23 protein-coding genes are annotated in these 15,444 nt (G+C 36.4%); all 23 read right to left on the bottom strand.

Annotated elements, in window-relative coordinates; all coding sequences use genetic code 11:
- Positions 1-6 precede the first annotated feature (6 nt).
- On the bottom strand, positions 7-630 hold the full coding sequence (locus Q0369_RS00190; RefSeq protein WP_298094352.1) for a hypothetical protein: 624 nt from the start codon (positions 628-630) through the stop codon (positions 7-9).
- Positions 627-1,538: a hypothetical protein gene (locus tag Q0369_RS00185; protein WP_298094348.1), complete on the bottom strand. Its 912-nt coding sequence runs from the start codon at positions 1,536-1,538 to the stop codon at positions 627-629. The genes Q0369_RS00190 and Q0369_RS00185 overlap by 4 nt, the downstream gene beginning before the upstream one ends.
- Positions 1,535-1,885: a hypothetical protein gene (locus Q0369_RS00180; protein WP_298094345.1), complete on the bottom strand. Its 351-nt coding sequence runs from the start codon at positions 1,883-1,885 to the stop codon at positions 1,535-1,537. The genes Q0369_RS00185 and Q0369_RS00180 overlap by 4 nt, the downstream gene beginning before the upstream one ends.
- Before the next feature lie 5 nt (positions 1,886-1,890).
- Positions 1,891-2,592 carry a hypothetical protein gene (locus Q0369_RS00175; protein ID WP_298094342.1) on the bottom strand — a complete coding sequence of 234 codons (702 nt, stop codon included), beginning with the start codon at positions 2,590-2,592 and terminating at the stop codon, positions 1,891-1,893.
- The gene (locus tag Q0369_RS00170) at positions 2,589-3,269 is read right to left on the bottom strand and encodes a hypothetical protein (RefSeq protein ID WP_298094340.1); all 681 of its coding nucleotides are present in this window, start codon (positions 3,267-3,269) and stop codon (positions 2,589-2,591) included. Before Q0369_RS00170 ends, Q0369_RS00175 begins: the two co-directional genes overlap by 4 nt.
- 3 nt (positions 3,270-3,272) lie before the next feature.
- On the bottom strand, positions 3,273-4,010 hold the full coding sequence (locus Q0369_RS00165; RefSeq protein WP_298094337.1) for a hypothetical protein: 738 nt from the start codon (positions 4,008-4,010) through the stop codon (positions 3,273-3,275).
- A complete protein-coding gene (locus Q0369_RS00160) occupies positions 4,007-4,504 on the bottom strand; it encodes a hypothetical protein (RefSeq protein WP_298094334.1) in 498 nt (165 codons plus the stop codon). Before Q0369_RS00160 ends, Q0369_RS00165 begins: the two co-directional genes overlap by 4 nt.
- Position 4,505: 1 nt before the next feature.
- Entirely contained in the window at positions 4,506-5,408 is a 903-nt protein-coding gene (locus tag Q0369_RS00155) for an ATP-binding protein (protein ID WP_298094330.1), read from the bottom strand.
- Between the two features lie 284 nt (positions 5,409-5,692).
- Complete coding sequence (locus Q0369_RS00150; protein WP_298094327.1) at positions 5,693-7,411, bottom strand: hypothetical protein; 1,719 nt, start codon at positions 7,409-7,411, stop codon at positions 5,693-5,695.
- The gene (locus tag Q0369_RS00145; protein WP_298094324.1) at positions 7,383-8,078 is read right to left on the bottom strand and encodes an AAA family ATPase; all 696 of its coding nucleotides are present in this window, start codon (positions 8,076-8,078) and stop codon (positions 7,383-7,385) included. The genes Q0369_RS00150 and Q0369_RS00145 overlap by 29 nt, the downstream gene beginning before the upstream one ends.
- A 2-nt stretch (positions 8,079-8,080) precedes the next feature.
- Positions 8,081-8,782 (bottom strand): hypothetical protein, encoded by a 702-nt coding sequence (locus tag Q0369_RS00140; protein ID WP_297917201.1) that lies wholly within the window; start codon positions 8,780-8,782, stop codon positions 8,081-8,083.
- Positions 8,783-8,849: 67 nt separating this feature from the next.
- Positions 8,850-9,368 carry a hypothetical protein gene (locus Q0369_RS00135; RefSeq protein WP_298094321.1) on the bottom strand — a complete coding sequence of 173 codons (519 nt, stop codon included), beginning with the start codon at positions 9,366-9,368 and terminating at the stop codon, positions 8,850-8,852.
- Positions 9,369-9,378: 10 nt separating this feature from the next.
- The gene (locus tag Q0369_RS00130; RefSeq protein WP_298094319.1) at positions 9,379-9,810 is read right to left on the bottom strand and encodes a hypothetical protein; all 432 of its coding nucleotides are present in this window, start codon (positions 9,808-9,810) and stop codon (positions 9,379-9,381) included.
- A 1-nt stretch (position 9,811) separates the two neighbouring features.
- On the bottom strand, positions 9,812-10,933 hold the full coding sequence (locus Q0369_RS00125; RefSeq protein ID WP_298094317.1) for a hypothetical protein: 1,122 nt from the start codon (positions 10,931-10,933) through the stop codon (positions 9,812-9,814).
- Positions 10,839-11,330: a VapD family protein gene (vapD, locus tag Q0369_RS00120; protein WP_298094315.1), complete on the bottom strand. Its 492-nt coding sequence runs from the start codon at positions 11,328-11,330 to the stop codon at positions 10,839-10,841. Before vapD ends, Q0369_RS00125 begins: the two co-directional genes overlap by 95 nt.
- On the bottom strand, positions 11,327-11,659 hold the full coding sequence (locus Q0369_RS00115) for a hypothetical protein (RefSeq protein WP_298094313.1): 333 nt from the start codon (positions 11,657-11,659) through the stop codon (positions 11,327-11,329). Before Q0369_RS00115 ends, vapD begins: the two co-directional genes overlap by 4 nt.
- 97 nt (positions 11,660-11,756) lie before the next feature.
- On the bottom strand, positions 11,757-12,125 hold the full coding sequence (locus Q0369_RS00110; RefSeq protein WP_297917213.1) for a hypothetical protein: 369 nt from the start codon (positions 12,123-12,125) through the stop codon (positions 11,757-11,759).
- On the bottom strand, positions 12,112-12,447 hold the full coding sequence (locus Q0369_RS00105) for a hypothetical protein (protein ID WP_298094311.1): 336 nt from the start codon (positions 12,445-12,447) through the stop codon (positions 12,112-12,114). The genes Q0369_RS00110 and Q0369_RS00105 overlap by 14 nt, the downstream gene beginning before the upstream one ends.
- Before the next feature lie 183 nt (positions 12,448-12,630).
- The gene (locus tag Q0369_RS00100) at positions 12,631-12,933 is read right to left on the bottom strand and encodes a hypothetical protein (protein ID WP_297917219.1); all 303 of its coding nucleotides are present in this window, start codon (positions 12,931-12,933) and stop codon (positions 12,631-12,633) included.
- Positions 12,933-13,211, bottom strand: coding sequence for a hypothetical protein (locus tag Q0369_RS00095; protein ID WP_297917221.1), 279 nt, complete (start codon positions 13,209-13,211; stop codon positions 12,933-12,935). Before Q0369_RS00095 ends, Q0369_RS00100 begins: the two co-directional genes overlap by 1 nt.
- A gap of 24 nt (positions 13,212-13,235) precedes the next feature.
- Positions 13,236-14,150 carry a hypothetical protein gene (locus Q0369_RS00090; RefSeq protein WP_297917223.1) on the bottom strand — a complete coding sequence of 305 codons (915 nt, stop codon included), beginning with the start codon at positions 14,148-14,150 and terminating at the stop codon, positions 13,236-13,238.
- Between the two features lie 604 nt (positions 14,151-14,754).
- Complete coding sequence (locus Q0369_RS11135; RefSeq protein WP_367178943.1) at positions 14,755-15,042, bottom strand: type II toxin-antitoxin system RelE/ParE family toxin; 288 nt, start codon at positions 15,040-15,042, stop codon at positions 14,755-14,757.
- Positions 15,020-15,259 carry a hypothetical protein gene (locus Q0369_RS00085; RefSeq protein WP_298094309.1) on the bottom strand — a complete coding sequence of 80 codons (240 nt, stop codon included), beginning with the start codon at positions 15,257-15,259 and terminating at the stop codon, positions 15,020-15,022. The genes Q0369_RS11135 and Q0369_RS00085 overlap by 23 nt, the downstream gene beginning before the upstream one ends.
- Positions 15,260-15,444 lie beyond the last annotated feature (185 nt).

The following is a 15,444-nucleotide window of genomic DNA, read 5'->3' as shown; positions in this document are numbered from 1 at the left end:
ATCTCCTTAATCGCAAATTTGAAACTGATCGCAGAAATTCTGCTTTTCTGTTCTATTGAAGAACATTACTTTTAGCCTATTCTTTTCTTTGTCCACGCTATATACAAGATTCGCTTTTTTCAAAATTTCTTCGTTTTCACCGCTTTTTTCAATGCTGATGGTGATGATGTTTTGATTACTATCAGCCGATGCCGGCATAAACGTAGAAGCGTCTCTATTCGCCACATATACACTATTTCTGGCCTCCAAAGGATCTCCCTTGATCCTTTCCGGATAAGGATTAGTAGGAAGCGTATTAAATTTCGTGAAAATTTCCGAAATATTAAGCTGCTTTTCGATCTTGCTCGGTTGGATCTCAATCTTTACGTTTCCGTCGCTATCTACCCTTTGCCAAACCTTAGGATACGTGATATAGCCCTTTTGCATGAAGTATTTTCCTACTTCATAGGCTCTGATTTCGTTTTTATATTTGGCAAGAATCTTTTTTGCTTCTTCAAACGCATCCTTTACTCCCTGCTCATAGCCTTGAGCATAACCGGCGTCTAAACCTCTTTGATAAAAAAACTCCTCGGCTTCATTGCTCGCAAAGCAGCCGTACGCAGTTAATGCTATTAAAATGACTTTTTTCATTGTATTTTTTCTCCTTTTTTGTCAATGACTAAATCGATATAAATTCTACTTCCGCCCACTATCTCATATAGGTACGGCAGATCCTTTTTGAAAATTTCTGCGGTATTTTTCACAATTCCAGCCGTAATATCAATTGCCGCCTTCGTCACATAATCCATCGCATTCGGTTTTTCTGTGTTTTGATTTTGGATAGGAGCGATATAGGAATTCGCACCATTTCCAACTGTTACGTATTCGGTGGTATTACGTCTTCTGCTCTCCTTGAGCTCCGATAGATAGTCGCTTGATTGCGTCTTTATTACATCTGCGCTATTGCTGGTAGCTGTCAGAGCAATCTCCGCGAGCTTTCGATCATTGACGTATGTGGCGATATTATAGGTTGTCTTGGCCTCATTAAGCACCCGGCTTCTTATTACTCTGTATCTCCAATTTTTAAATTCGATATACGCCGGATCATAAATTAGAGTTGAAGTCTCATTTACCGGGGTTAAATTTCCAAAAATTTCGAGCTGACCGATATTCGTATTGCATATAAATTTTCCAGCACCCGGTTGTTTGCCTACGAGTATGTCATCTCTAATCAAGCAATAGCCGGCTACGGTTAGATTGTTATCCATTCTTACGATCGACGGTGTGCTGCTGGCGCTTAAATTTTGATCTACTACGTCAATTAAAGATGCCTTCGCAGCCGTATATTCTGCGTTATTTTGAGCATTATTGTAAATAATAAAATTTAGGATAGCTTCCCTTCTAAAATGCTCTTTTGATTGATATTCACCTATGTCGTTATTAGGGCTTTCAGTTACTACTTTTTCGCCATAGGCGCTCCCTTCTACAATATTATCGCTCTCTCTTGCCGCAAAAGCCGAAACTGCCATTAATAGCAGAGCTAAAATTATCTTATTCATTTTTCGACCTTTGAATTTTGTTCGGCAATGTTTCTGCCTCTTTCCCAAATATTCATCGATCTAAGACTTTGCTTAGGAACGACCGTTTTCTGATAATTTTGCTCGACCTTAATATTTTCATCAAGTGTTTCTATGCTGTTTTCATCCGAATTCGGATTACTAAGCATCAATCTTGCGTAACGGTCGTATTCATCTATCACGGATCTTTGAATGCCTACTTTTTTAGCCTTTGCATAGCGAGAGGGTATTACAACTTCGCTTTGCTTTGGTAGCGGATTTGTCTGCACTCGTCCAGTGCATCCGGCAAAAAATATCACAAAAATAAAAACTAAATTTAGCCGTTTCATTGTCGCTACCTCGTAAATCTCACGTCTTTCATCCTGAAATATCTATTTGAACCACTAGCCTTAACATATTGTATGCCATCGGTATCAATGATCGTTTTTTCATATTTGAGCTTTTGAGTATCACTACTTTGCCCTATTCTCATCATTACCCCGTCCGATACATTGAAAACGTCGACTCCGCTTTTCGGTATGAAAAACTGATATGAGGCATTCGGCTTTGCTACTTGCTGTCGTTGCGCTTGATAATAGGTGTATTCGCTTCTTTTGATTGCGCCCTCTACTACGTTGCGCTTTTCGATATAGAAAGATCGATCGAGTATAGGCGTTACGACTCTAGCTCTGCCGCCGTTACTTTCTTTTTCAATTTTGTAGCCCAGTAAATTTTCAAGCTTCCGCTTTGCCATATCTCTATCGGCATCGCGAAGATAGCTACCAAAGTATAGTCTCTCACCGCTAAAGCCAAGATCGGTGAAGCCATTTGAAAATGCGATAAACTGCGATAGCAGTATCTCATTCGTGCTAAGATGAGAGGTATTGAGATAGAGCAGCTTATCACCCGTATAATTAAGCGTTCGATTTAAGTTTGAGCCGTTAATGAGCTCAAGCTTGACCGCTTCGACGGCCGTCTCAAAACCTTTTTTAAAATCTGCATCGTTTGCAAACGTTAAATTTGCAACTACCAAAGCTATCAAAGCCAATTTTTTCATTTTTTACTCCTAAAATTTAGATTGATAATTTTTCCGTCGTTTTCTTGCAAAACGACGTTTTCTTTCGTAATTTCCTTAATCTTATAGCCCAAAATGGTATCACCCTCATAAAAGTTCTCTCCATTTAAGCTAAAAAAATTTTTCTTCATTCTAATCTCATTTTTAAGCTTTTCTAGCTTACTTTCGCTCTGATCTTGAAGATCTAAAGGGTTTTGTTCGTCTGGAGCGCTGTTCGACGCTTTCGTCTCAACTCTCATCTCTTTTTCTTCCGGCATACTTATATCCGGCTTTTCTATTGCCGCCTTGATCGCCTGATCGTCAAAAAGAGAACTTAAATTTTCATCTTTTTTAACAACCTCTGTATCTCTCGTATCCGTAGAAACGCTTGGAACGGTCTGTATTGATACGACCTCGGAAGAAAGAAGCGGTGGAGCTAAAGCTTGAGTGTTTTCTTGAGTTAAATTTTTATCACTCGTCGCAGCGGTAGCGCTTAAATTTGCATCTGAATTTTGCGCGCTGCCGTCCTCTGAAAAAAGCCATAACACTATTAAAAGCGCTGCTATCGTAGCGGCAAATATCGCGATCAAACGCTTTGATGAGCTACCTTTAGGTGTAGCCTCGTTGCCCTTTTTACTGTCCTTTTCGTTTGGGACGAAATCAAAATTTAGCTGTGCCATGGTTCAAAACTTATTTCCGGTATCGACTCTATAGGTTTGTTCACCTATATGAAGTCCGCCGAATTTTGGATCTCTAATAATTCTATACGTTATGCCGTCAATATCTACATAGTTGTATTTCCTTTGTGGATACTTACCGTATAGCAAAACATAAGTATTAATGACTTCAAAATCATCCCTCTTGACTACATTATGGTAATTTAGCACTAAATTAAGCTTTTCATCGGTGTTTTCTCGTTGATAGCGCTCGATTAGGAAATTTCCTACGTAATTTTTCTTTTCAAGCGTATATATCACCGTCATATTAGCTATCCTAAAGTCTTTTTTTACCCTAAGTAGAATAGTGTTTTGTTCAAATTTAAGTGTTATGGGCTCTACGCTTATATCGACACTGCTTATTACGCTTCCTTGAGGCAGTAGGATCGTCGTCGTAAAATATGGATGCGTAGTAATCTTGTCGACCGTACTGATCGGTTTTTGTACGGGCTTATAGTTGACGATAGTCTCGTCAAATTCATCAAAGACCTCTTGTAAATTTTGATCCTTTTTCTGAACGTCCTTGATCTCTTCATTTCCCAGTCCAAGGTAAAAATGATTTACCTTTAAATCGTCATTGCCGCCTTGCAAAGCCTCTTGATCGTTTTGCGACCGAAAATTTTGCGGGCTTAGTGGATTATTGCCTGCAGTATCGGCCGCAAAGACAAAGATGGCCAAAGTTAGAAGTATTGCTACTTTTTTCATTTTTCTTGCTCCAAAATGATCTGTGCCACGATTTTATCATTCCTTTTAATAGAAAAAATACGCTTATTTTTATCGAAAAGGGCAGTAAAAAGGGCAACGAATAGAAAAAAATACTTAAGCACAAATGGCACGCTAGCGATATAAAAATACCCGCTAGCGAGGAATGCCACAAAAGATAGATAAATGAAAACTCTATTTGCAAAGAAGACTATTACGGCTAAAATCAAACCTATGCCATATTCAAGAATTTTTATTTTTAAAGCAAAATTAAGATCATTGGTATTGAATATGGCTGCAAATATTAGTGCAACCGGGAGATATTTGCAGCACATGTATACGAGCTTTGACATAGGCCTAAGCACAAACGTCTCATCGTTTGAATTTATTAATTTATTGCTCTCAAAATCTATCCTCACCTCGTTTTCGTTTTCTCTTAAAAACCAAAACAGATACGGAAAGCGGGTAAAAAGCAGTTTTTGTATTACTTCAGTCATATCACATCTCCACGAATAGCTCTTTTTGAGCCGTTATACGATCGATACCTGAAGTAGCGGATTTTACGATCGGTATTACAAGTTCCACGCTTTCTAATACATCTTTTTTGCTTATCTCGCCCTGCGCCAAATGCAAAAATCGAAGGCGCTTTAAAAAGGCTTCGATTTCAGCCGGCGTATATGGAAAACGATTGGGTTGATTTACGAAAGACTGGTATTGTTTTTCGATCTCCGCCATCAAATCATCTATAGAAAAAATTTGCCATAAAATGGCGAGGTCGTACTTATTTACATAAATTTGAAATATTTGCTGTGCACTTTCTCTTGAAGGAAGATTGACGAAAAATAGCTCATCAAAGCGGCCGCGTCTTAAGAAAGCGGGCTGATTTTTTATGATTGCCTCAAGGCTATTCGCGGTTGCAAAGAGCAAAATTTGAAGGTTAGGATATTCGCTACCGCGATCTCCAAGTGCAGAAAGTATCGTCATTAACCGCCCTGTAAGCGGATCATCTGCATTCCCGACCATTTTTTCTATCTCATCAAGCAAAAGTATGAATTTTTCATTCTGTGAATTTAGATACTCAAATGCTTGATTGAGCCTATTTATAGGCTCGCCGCTCTCTTTTAGAACCTCTAAATTTAGGATTACCAAAGGTCTATTCAACTCGCCCGCTAGACAAGTAGGAAAGAATGTCTTACCCGTGCCCGGAATACCTACAAGAAAGATACCCTTAGGGCGAAATCCGTTATTTTCGGCAATCGTAAGCCTTTTTACGTATTCCTTGAGTTTCTCTGCGCCTCCTACATCCGAAAGCCTGTATGGGCTCTCAACGACGCTTATGCCGAGTTTACTACTTAGCGCTTGTGCTTTGCTTATACCAAGCGCCTTTTCTTGCGAAGTCAAAACACCGCAGAAATTTTCAAGTTCGACCTCTAAAACAAAACCACGAATATCCGCAAAACAATGGTATGGCGCAAGGAAACAATAAGTTTTATCGGATTTTTGAAGAAGTTCTAATATTTGTGATTGAGTTGGAAAACAAACGACTTCGGAAAAGGTTATGTCCGCTATAATCGATATATTTTCATAATATATGCTATCGTCGGTCTTTAACCAGAGATTATAGGGTGCCCCCCCCCACTACAAATTTAATTTTATTTTTTAAGATTTCTTTTATAAAATCTTCGCTATTTCTTAGCTCGTTTGCCATTTTTATCCTCATCCCGCGGCTCTTCGTCGCTTAAAATATCGCTCATTCTAAGCTCTCCTAGAATTTCGCGTTTTCTTTCGTTGCTCGTCTTTTCATCATCGAGCATTTGTTTTAACTCCTCAATATCCTGTTTATTGGATATGGGTTGTTTTGACGATATTATACCATCTTTTTGCTGATTTTTGTCATCAGATTGTATTTTTTTCATATTTAATATATTTTTAAGCTCTGCAATCTCGGAATTTTGGGAATATGTTTTTTCAAGAAGTTCGCTATTCTTCTTTTCAAGAAGTTCGCTTTGAGATTTTAGCCTTACAATCAGTTCGTCTTGCTCTCCGATTTCTGCTTCTAGGGATTTTACCTTTTTGCCATAGCTTGCATCAAGCTCTTTAAATTTAGCCTCCGCTTTTTGCGTTAGAGCCGCCAACTCCTCTTGATGCTGCTCTTTTTGCAGATTAATCTCGTTGACCTTAGTTTGCACGGTACTTTTTAGGCTGGTAATAGTTTCCTCGCGCTTCGTGATCTCGGAATTTTTATTTTCTACCTCCATGCCGAGTTTTTGAATCTCGGAATTTTGGGAATCTATCGTATTTTTTAACAAATTTACCTCTAAAATGTCTTTTGTCAAAAAAGCGCTCGCCATATTGGCGGTATGCTCTTCGCGAAATTTTTGTTTTATATAATTGATACTTTCATATATAGTATATCCGGAATTGATCCTATCTTTCATCTCCTGATAAGCCACCATCGCCTCTTCTCTTGACTTTGCCAGCCGAATTTTGATCTTTTCAATCTCTTTTTGTTCATACAAAGATATGCTTTTTTCTACAACTTCGTCTAAATTTGTCTCTGACCCTCCCTTAACGGGTAATCTAATCTCTGTATTACCTTCTGCGAGGATCTCTTTTTCGCTACTATCCTCGCTTAAGCTCTGCCTAGTTTGGGAATTTTCCCGAATGATCTCCGCTTTGGCAACTTCTTTTATTATTCTCTCCTTTACCGCCTCCTCTTTCTTTTCCTCTTTTTTCTCGGCAAGGCCAAGTATTTTATCGGCCGCAATGGAATATTCCTTTGTAACTCCCTCCGTAGTAGTATATTCATACCTGAAATCCATACCGATTTTAGCGAGCTCGTGGCAAAGACCGCTTAAAATGAAGTTATTGTCTTTGGCTTGCTGAAAGTTATCACTCAAGGTGAGACTATTGCGCGCCTTGAGTATTGCAATACGTTCGTTTTCATCGAAGATCCCGCGACGATTGTAAATCAGAGTTAGTTCATTCTTATCAGGATCGAATTCCCTAAAGTCTATAAAGCTACGGCTATTAAAGCTTAAAAAGCTATTATAAGCATCCTTTGAAAGCTCTTCATCGCTTGAAAGGGTAATTTTCACATAATCGCCGGTTTCGATAGGCTTTAAATTTCGCTGCGTCAAAGCCGTGCTCAAACGAAAATCAAATTTGCCTATATCTCGCCTTACGGCCGCAGATAGATCCTGCAAAAATTTATCCGTTTTTTCACCTAACTCGCTAATATTAGAGACCTTGAAATCGTAGTCTATGCCATTTTTTTGCATATAGGCGTAAAACTCTTCCTCGCTGCCGTTCCAATACGGCAAAAAAGCCCTATAGGCTTTCTGCGAAAATTCTCTGATATTTAGATCCTCAAATTTAGCATCTTGCAAATTTACGGTTACCATTGTTTTTCTCCTTTTCTTCTGAATTCTTTGAAATTTCCGCCTTGATCTCTTCAACGGCGGAGTAGTCTTCACTCATATTTTTTAAAACATCTTCAAGCCACGATACTTTGCCAAGCGTGATAATCTGGCCGTTTTCTTTCTTGGCTATCAGACGCAGGTTCGAAAATTTCTGATCTTCCTCGTTTAAAATTTCTTTGCTATTGTCATAAAAATATATCTCCTCGCAAAACGGAATCACTTTAGCAAGGTTATCGAAGCTCTGCGAATATCTACGCTCCAATACTGCCTCCTCTATGCTATGGCCGTTCTTTTGTGTCCTAATGGCTACTCTTTGCTTTGACAGATCAACGCTTTCAAGACCCACATAAAAGAGCGTTATCCTATAACCGGACGCTTTTGCAGCACTTATAAATCTAGCTATGCCGCGGCCGCTTAGCGTAGTTTCTACGTTAAAATCTATCCCCCGGCGCAGGTAAGACTCTCTAAGCTTGAGCGCTATTTTGCCAGCTCTATTTTGATCCTTTTTATTTTTCCAGTCTCCAAATTCCTTAACGATTTCGTCAGAATTGATTCTAGTGCCGTAAAAATCATTATTATCTATCTGGTTGATATAAAATGTCGACTTACCAGCTCCATTTACTCCGGCAAAAATGTATAAATTTTTCATCCCTATCGCCTTCTAGTCCTATTTTTGGCCTTTTGCTCCCATTCATTCAGCATATCGGCCGTACTTTTGGTTCTATTTTCTCGAACTCTCTCTCTCGTCGTGGCCTCTTCCTTTAAACTCATAATATCGATAAAATCGGACTTAAGATCGTCTAGCGCGCCGATAAATTCCTTTATGTTCGATATAATCTCTTGCTTATGCTGTTCGCGCTGTGCAGCAATCTCTTGAATTTCGACCTCTCGATCAGTGCTATCTATGCGTAGATATCTACCTTCAACGCTTTGATAGGCTGGAATATAGTTGCTTTGTATAGCACTTTCCAAACTCTCCTCATAGCCGTGTCTTAGCACGAAATTTGCTATGATAGTTTGAGCTTCCTCCGCATTAGTACCCACATACTGAATATGGGGGGAGTTGATTTCTCTATCTTGCAGATGAAGTTCCACCACCCCTTCAAAATCGTGCTTTTGGAGCTCATGCTCTAAAGAGGCAAGAAATTCCTTTATCTCCGAATAAATTATGCCTCTACACCAAATGTTAGCGGTCTTCACGTCGCCTTTTTGGCTAAGATAGGATAATAAATTTGTTCGCAGATCCTTAGCACCCGTCATAAAAGATTCCGGGTCGCGCCTTTTTTCGATCATTTTACCGATAGCGTTTTCAAACCATCGCTTAGCGCTTTCGTCCTTTACCAACAATATCACCGTTTCCGCCTCTCTCAAGAGACTTCTGCTGCTAGAACTACGCGCCTTTTGTATCACCGAAACAACCTTATTGCTGTTTTAGCCTCATAGCGTTCTTAGAAACGTCTTTGGCGGTATTTGTATCGGATCTCTTTGCCGCACCTAAAATATGCTCTACATTGAGCTCTTTGCCTTGATTTTGAATAGCTTCTTTAAGCTCGTTCATATTATTTTCAAAATTTGCCGGATCAAATTTTTTTATTGCTTCCTTTACCGGATCTGTTTGCAAAATTTTAAGATCCAGTTCCTTGCCGACCTCTCTTTGCTTTTCTATCTCCTTAATAATCCCCACAGTAGAGCTGTATAATTCGCTTTTTTCATCAATTCCGGCACGCTTTAAAATATCGCCTAAACTACTTTCATCGGTATTGCCGCCGGATTTATTCTTTGAGCTCATAATATATCCCAGCATTGCTACCATAGCCTTAGTAGAGAGCATATCCCTATTATCTACGCGGAGATTTGAAAGGTTGCTATTCCTAGACGCCTTTCTTTCCTGTGCCTTCTTTTTGAAATTTTCATAGTCAAATTTCTCTTTTTCGCTCATCACATACTCCTTAGAAAATACCTAAAAATTTCTTTCTCGGTTTAGCTTTTACGCCACCTAACGCCTCATTCACTATTTGCTGCACTCGTTCGACCAGCTTATTATCCCTTTCTGTCATATCTTCAAAAATGGCTTTTAAAGCCGAATCGCTTACGTTGCCGCCTGCGCTACCACCACCAAAATTTAAAAGAGACGAAACGTCTTTTTGTATCTTTTCCACCTCTTCGGCCAAAGCCCCTATAGTATCGTCAAGATTTTGCGTATCTTCGATGATTTTCTCAATACTGCCTTTTAAATGAACGTTCTCATCCTTGAAATATTTCGCCATCGTATTGACGTCGATTCTAGTATCTTTGAGCTTTTGAGCAAGCGCTTTTACCAAAACACGGATCTCTTCCTCGAAAGGAACCTCATTGTCTGAATTTTGCAATTCTTCGCTCATATTATTTTTCCTCCACATTATAAATTTCTAAGATATATCGCCTTAAAAAGGGATCAAAAAACGTAAATTTAGCTTTGCCAACTTTATTTTTATATATCAAATTTTCCTTTTCTAAAATAGAAAGCCAAGCCGCTATATTCGATTTTACCACGCCGGTTTCATTTACCAAATCGTAAGGATTTTCGCCCTTAACTACTTTTAGAAGTATTGCCGAGCCGTGTTTCTTGCCTCGCAAAAATTTTAGCTGTAACATAAAAACTATCTTTTCTCTGCGATAAACTTCATCTATAGCGGCATTTAGATCCGCTTCCGTTACCTCTTGCCCTCGACGGCTCAAGATAAGCTCCCTGCATACACTTTTGACGTAAAAGGGCAAATTATTAGTTCTTCTAATAATTTCTCCTATCAAAGCGTGATCGATATTAAGATCTGCTTCGTTAAATTCGGTTACCAAGTACGATGCTGTCTCAATATTTGATAGCTTCGGTAAATTTAAAACCTCGGCAAAGCCGTATAAAGAGCTTTTAGGATTGCGAAACATATCGATTCCGAACGAATTCTTAATGCTTAAGCAAAATATAACATCTGGAAAAGGCATCCAGCTGTCACTAAATACATTATTTAGCTCAAGCTTAGAGCTTTGTATTTTTTCTATTTCATCGAATTCATCGATAAAAAAGTATATCGTGCGCTTTGCTTCTTCTGCAAGGCGCCCAAGCGCAATAAAAACATCTTTTAACTGCTCCGTAGCAGCAACATCGTTTTGAAAGCTATTGAATGAAATATTAAAAATTCTTTGTATTTCACGCCGCATAGCCTCAAAGAGATCTTCCGGGCTAAAAATACATTCAAGCTTTAAAAATACCGTAGTTTCACCGGCTTTTGCTAGCTCGTCATGCAAGGAATGCAAAAACGTGCTCTTACCGAAATATTTCGGCGCAAACACGGCAACGCTTTGCTTTTTTTGGAACTTCCTTAGAACCGATTTTTTAAACTCTTTTCTGCTGATCTCTTCCATATATATTTTTTCATAACCGTCTTTGAATTTTCGTTTGTGAAGTCTTGGCTTCATCGTTAAAGCCAAAGCTTTTAAATATATCTGCTTGCCGATCGCTTTCATCAAGAGCGCTGCGTATTTGGGATAGAACGTCACTAGCGCCTTGAGTATCTTGCATAGGCGGTTCAGTCGCTTCAAATGTATCTTGCTGTCGCGCGGATGTGGCTTTTATCGTATCGATCACATTATAAGTTTTACCGATATTCGTTACGTCAAATCTATTTACGCATTGACTTAGCCAAGGAAATTTTTGAGCAATCTTTTCAATATTACTCACTATTTCTTCTTGATCAAGCGCTTTTATCGATACATATCCACTCCATTGCCTATGTTCAAAGCCAATATTTTCCATAAAATTCTTAATCTCGCCGTATGCTGCGCGATAATCCTTGCCCGGATAGAATTCTTTTAAGGCTTTGGTATCTAGGTCAAAATTTATGGCTTTTCGGACGCGAATGCTCATTTAAAATATCCTTCGCGTTCAAATTCCCGTATACGATCTATAAGATTTTTCTCACCATCTTCACCATCAAGATCTTCACCATCAAGCCATTTCCATTCTTTCACATTATCACGAAAGAATTTTTGATTCAGTAAAAAAGCATGAGTAAATTTACCTAAATGAGGAAGATCCTGCTCGTCGTCTTCCTTGCAAAGATAGGTAAATTTATCCTTTTTTACGAGGTTACACTCCTGCGCAAATTTATCGATTATTTGATACACTCTAGCTAGATCACACCTACCTTCGCGTATAATTTTAGCCTCATCCATTACTATTTTAGTTCCAAGCATTTTTTATCCTTTCCTTTTATTCTTTTAAATATCGAATTATACCATAAGTTATGAAAAAAGATATAACTAAATTATCGTTATGTATATTTTTTCATAACTATCTTTGGATTTTCGTTTGTCGTAAAACAAATTTTGAAAATTTTTTTCGTCTTTGAGCATTTTTCTCAAAATTATAATCTTTGCTAATAAAAGCACGAAAAATAAAAAATTCTTCTATAGCAAAAAACACAAAAAGAGCAAAATATATTAAAGTCTTATATGCAAAACCGAAAAAAAGTTGTAGCGCTTCCTGCAAACCATGAAAGCTACTTGTTTCAAAACTAATGTCATAAATTCTATTAAACAATGATGCAAAATAGCAATAACTTGCCGGAAAGGCATAAAACATAACAAAATATACGATGACTAGCATAATAGCAAGTATCATTTGTTCTTTAAGAAATCGCTTAACTTTATAATTTTCCATCGTATTCTCCTTCATATAATCCCTTTATGATCTGTTTTACTTTTTCAACTTTTTCGGTTTGATCCTTTTCGTGATAAAGCCGAAAGGTCACGTCGCCTAAAAACAAATTATCGTAGGTCATCGTTTTGGAGCATTTAAATTTTCCATTCGTTGAAAGAGGTAATTTTATCCCGTAAATGGTTTTTTGGATATCTCCGAAAGGAAAGCTGTCGGCGATTAGACTTCTTGCAGCTACGGCAAACTCTTTTTCTATCTTGCGTTTTTTGATATTGATCTCCGTAAGCTCCCTTTGGAGCTCTTGTAACTCTGTTTTATAGCTCATTGATTTACTCCTTTAAAAAATACCAGCCAATGCGTTTCCGCCGCAGCAACAAACATCAAGTTTTTGATCCTTATTCATAAGTTCTAAAGTATAAAAAAAAACATGCCGCATAAGCCAAAACAGTAAAACCAATCATTGCAATTTGCATCACACCCTCCTTTTATAAAGTTATTTTATAATTTTTTATTTCATTTTCCATAATCTCATAATATCGTTGAAAAAAGATTCTTGTTCATCAAGCTGTATTTTTATCCAAAAAAGATCATTGATTTTTTCTTTACTGTCTAGAGTATCATATATTTTACCGTTAGATACAAATAAACATCTTTTAAAATTATCAAGCTTAATAATAAAATTACGAGCTTTATAAAAATCATCAAATTCCTTAAAACACTCAATTTCATTACCGGCTATAGTATAAAAGACCACATAGCCGTTTTCAATCATTTTCCTTTCAAGCAATGGCACATTATTCATTCTAAACATTATAAATCCTCCATTATTCCTTTCGACTTAAAGATTTTAACCCACCTATCATTCATTCTTGCTTCATATTCTGCATCCTCTTCATAAAATTTACTATGTGCATCCCAATCGTCATAACACTTTTTGCAGTACCAATAACCGCCAAGAACCGGCATTATATAGCCTATGTCAGAATGCTTATTGCAACTATCACATATACCAAAACCGCCTATAGCCCTTACTTCCGCAGCCGAAACTTCGAAAATCTTGAAGCCCTTAACATTTGTAAATCTACGCATTTATTCACTTCCTTAAAAAAATTCTCACAGATCCTCGTCATTCTTACCGGGCATAATCTCTTCATCATCAAACAAAGAAGGTTGAACTTTCTTGCCGCCATTAATGCTAGCAAGTTTGATCTGAAGCCTTAGCTTCTCGTTATCAGCCTCTTTGCTAGCTAGTTTGAGCCTTAAAATTTCAGCCTCCAGCTCAATATCGGATTTTTTAACTTCTTCTGCAGCTTTTACTTCTATAACATCATCAGAAGCATTAATATGATCTTTTTCTCCAATTTCTCCAATTAAAATTTCAGTTTCCTTCTTCTTCCCATCCGATGAAACCTCACTTGTAATCTGTTTAACCTCGTGTCTATTTAAATTTTGGGCTACTTCATCTAAGCCATTATAAGCATACGAAGATTCTATCTTTTTAATAGTTTCAAGAGTATCAAAATCAAAAGTTGTAGTGATCACGCGCCTTATTCTTGATAACTCTTTAAAAGAACCGCTACCTATAAGTTGTGGATTAACCAAATACTCTTTACCGGTATAAAAAGATACATTAAATTCTTCTGCATTATCAGCTTCTATCTTTATCAATACCTTTTTTTCGATTAATGCATTTATACCCTTAGAAACAGCCGGCTGAGATAAATTTAAAGCTATTTGTGTCGACTTCCTAATGGTTGAATTTATAGTTACAACATTATGATAATTCATTTCGTGCATAAGGACAAAAAAAATCCCTTTTTCGATAGGTTTTAAAGCTTCAATAACATAATCGAGATTATCAATAAAAATTTTAATAAATTTTTCTCTATTTTTTTCCTTTGTAACCTTTACATCTTCCCTAGATATTATCTCTCCCGTCTGGTAATCTATTATCTCTTTTTCATTTTTTAAAAGAGTAGTAGCATTCTTAGTATCGTTTATGTCCTTTATCTGCAACTTCCTGCTCACTTGTTATCCTTTCAAAATTTTTAAGAATAATACTACTTTTATTCTTAAAATAGAATTATTACAAAAACATAATAAAATCGAGCTACTAGAAAGAAATTTTATGCAAATTTATAAAACTCTTTAGAATATTCCACACAGAAACAATTTATTCCACACAGAAACAATTTATTCCACACAGAATATTCTAAAATCATAATAAACGGCTCTAAACTCCGATAATAAGGGCATTTAAGTAGATAAAAAATTTTCTAAAAAACGCTGTTTTTTCTAATCTATTCTTATTGTAAAAAAGTAGCAAGAAATGCTATAATCTACAAAAAACAAAGGGTCAAATATACTTAGAAGCTATAGCCAATATTAAAGAAGCTATCGAGTTATACGTTGAGAGTCTTAGAAAAAACAAATTTACTATTGCGCAAATAAAAACTAAATAACATTTAAAACATAATGACAATAAAATCAAACTACATTTTTAACTAATTAAAACTTTACTATAAAGTAAATAAACCTAAATTAAAAACTAAACTATAATTAATTAATACTTAAAAATAAATAATAAATTAGTAATAAATAATTTATCTATTACTAATTTATAAATAATTTATTACCTATAGATATCTTTTCTGTGTCCTACCCGGACAACTAAAATTATAAGCTCTTCTAAATTTTTCTTATAAATAACTCGATATGTTCGCAATCTCAATCGATAGCAACCATCCAAATTACCCTTGAGTCTTTTTATAATCCCACTTTTTAATAAAATTCTTTCCTGTTCATCTGAAAAATTATCAACAAAATCATTCAAGGACTTTAAAATTTTTTTAGCTTCCAAAAGATCTATTTGCCGAAAATCGCTCTTAACACTATTTTTAAATTTCAACCTCCATCTCATCTATAAATCTCTCCATTTCCTCGCTAGAAATAACATTATCAGATTCATCGTTAAGTCTCCTCTCGGCTATCACTAAATCTAAAAAATCAAGATAATACTCAAGAGCATCAGCTATAATTCTACTCCTAGTTTTACCAAGCTCCAACGAAATATTATCTACCTCTTTTCTTAAATAAGCATTCAAAGTAATGCTTACCTTTGTAACGCCCTGTTCCATAACTCTTCCTTTAATTTCCTTTAAACCATATTATACAAAAAAATAGGATAAAAGTCAATACTAATCAGAATACTTTTATCCATCCTAAATCATATCAACAAAATTAAATTTTATCTACAACCAAATAAATTATCAACTAACTAACATTTATTAATTACTAAGTAGTTGTTAAGTAGTTAATAACT

Origin of the sequence: uncultured Campylobacter sp., from assembly GCF_938030685.1 — a bacterium.
Lineage (GTDB): Bacteria > Campylobacterota > Campylobacteria > Campylobacterales > Campylobacteraceae > Campylobacter_B.
Note: the sequence above shows the minus strand (reverse complement) of the source record. Positions and strands in the feature narration are given on the sequence as shown.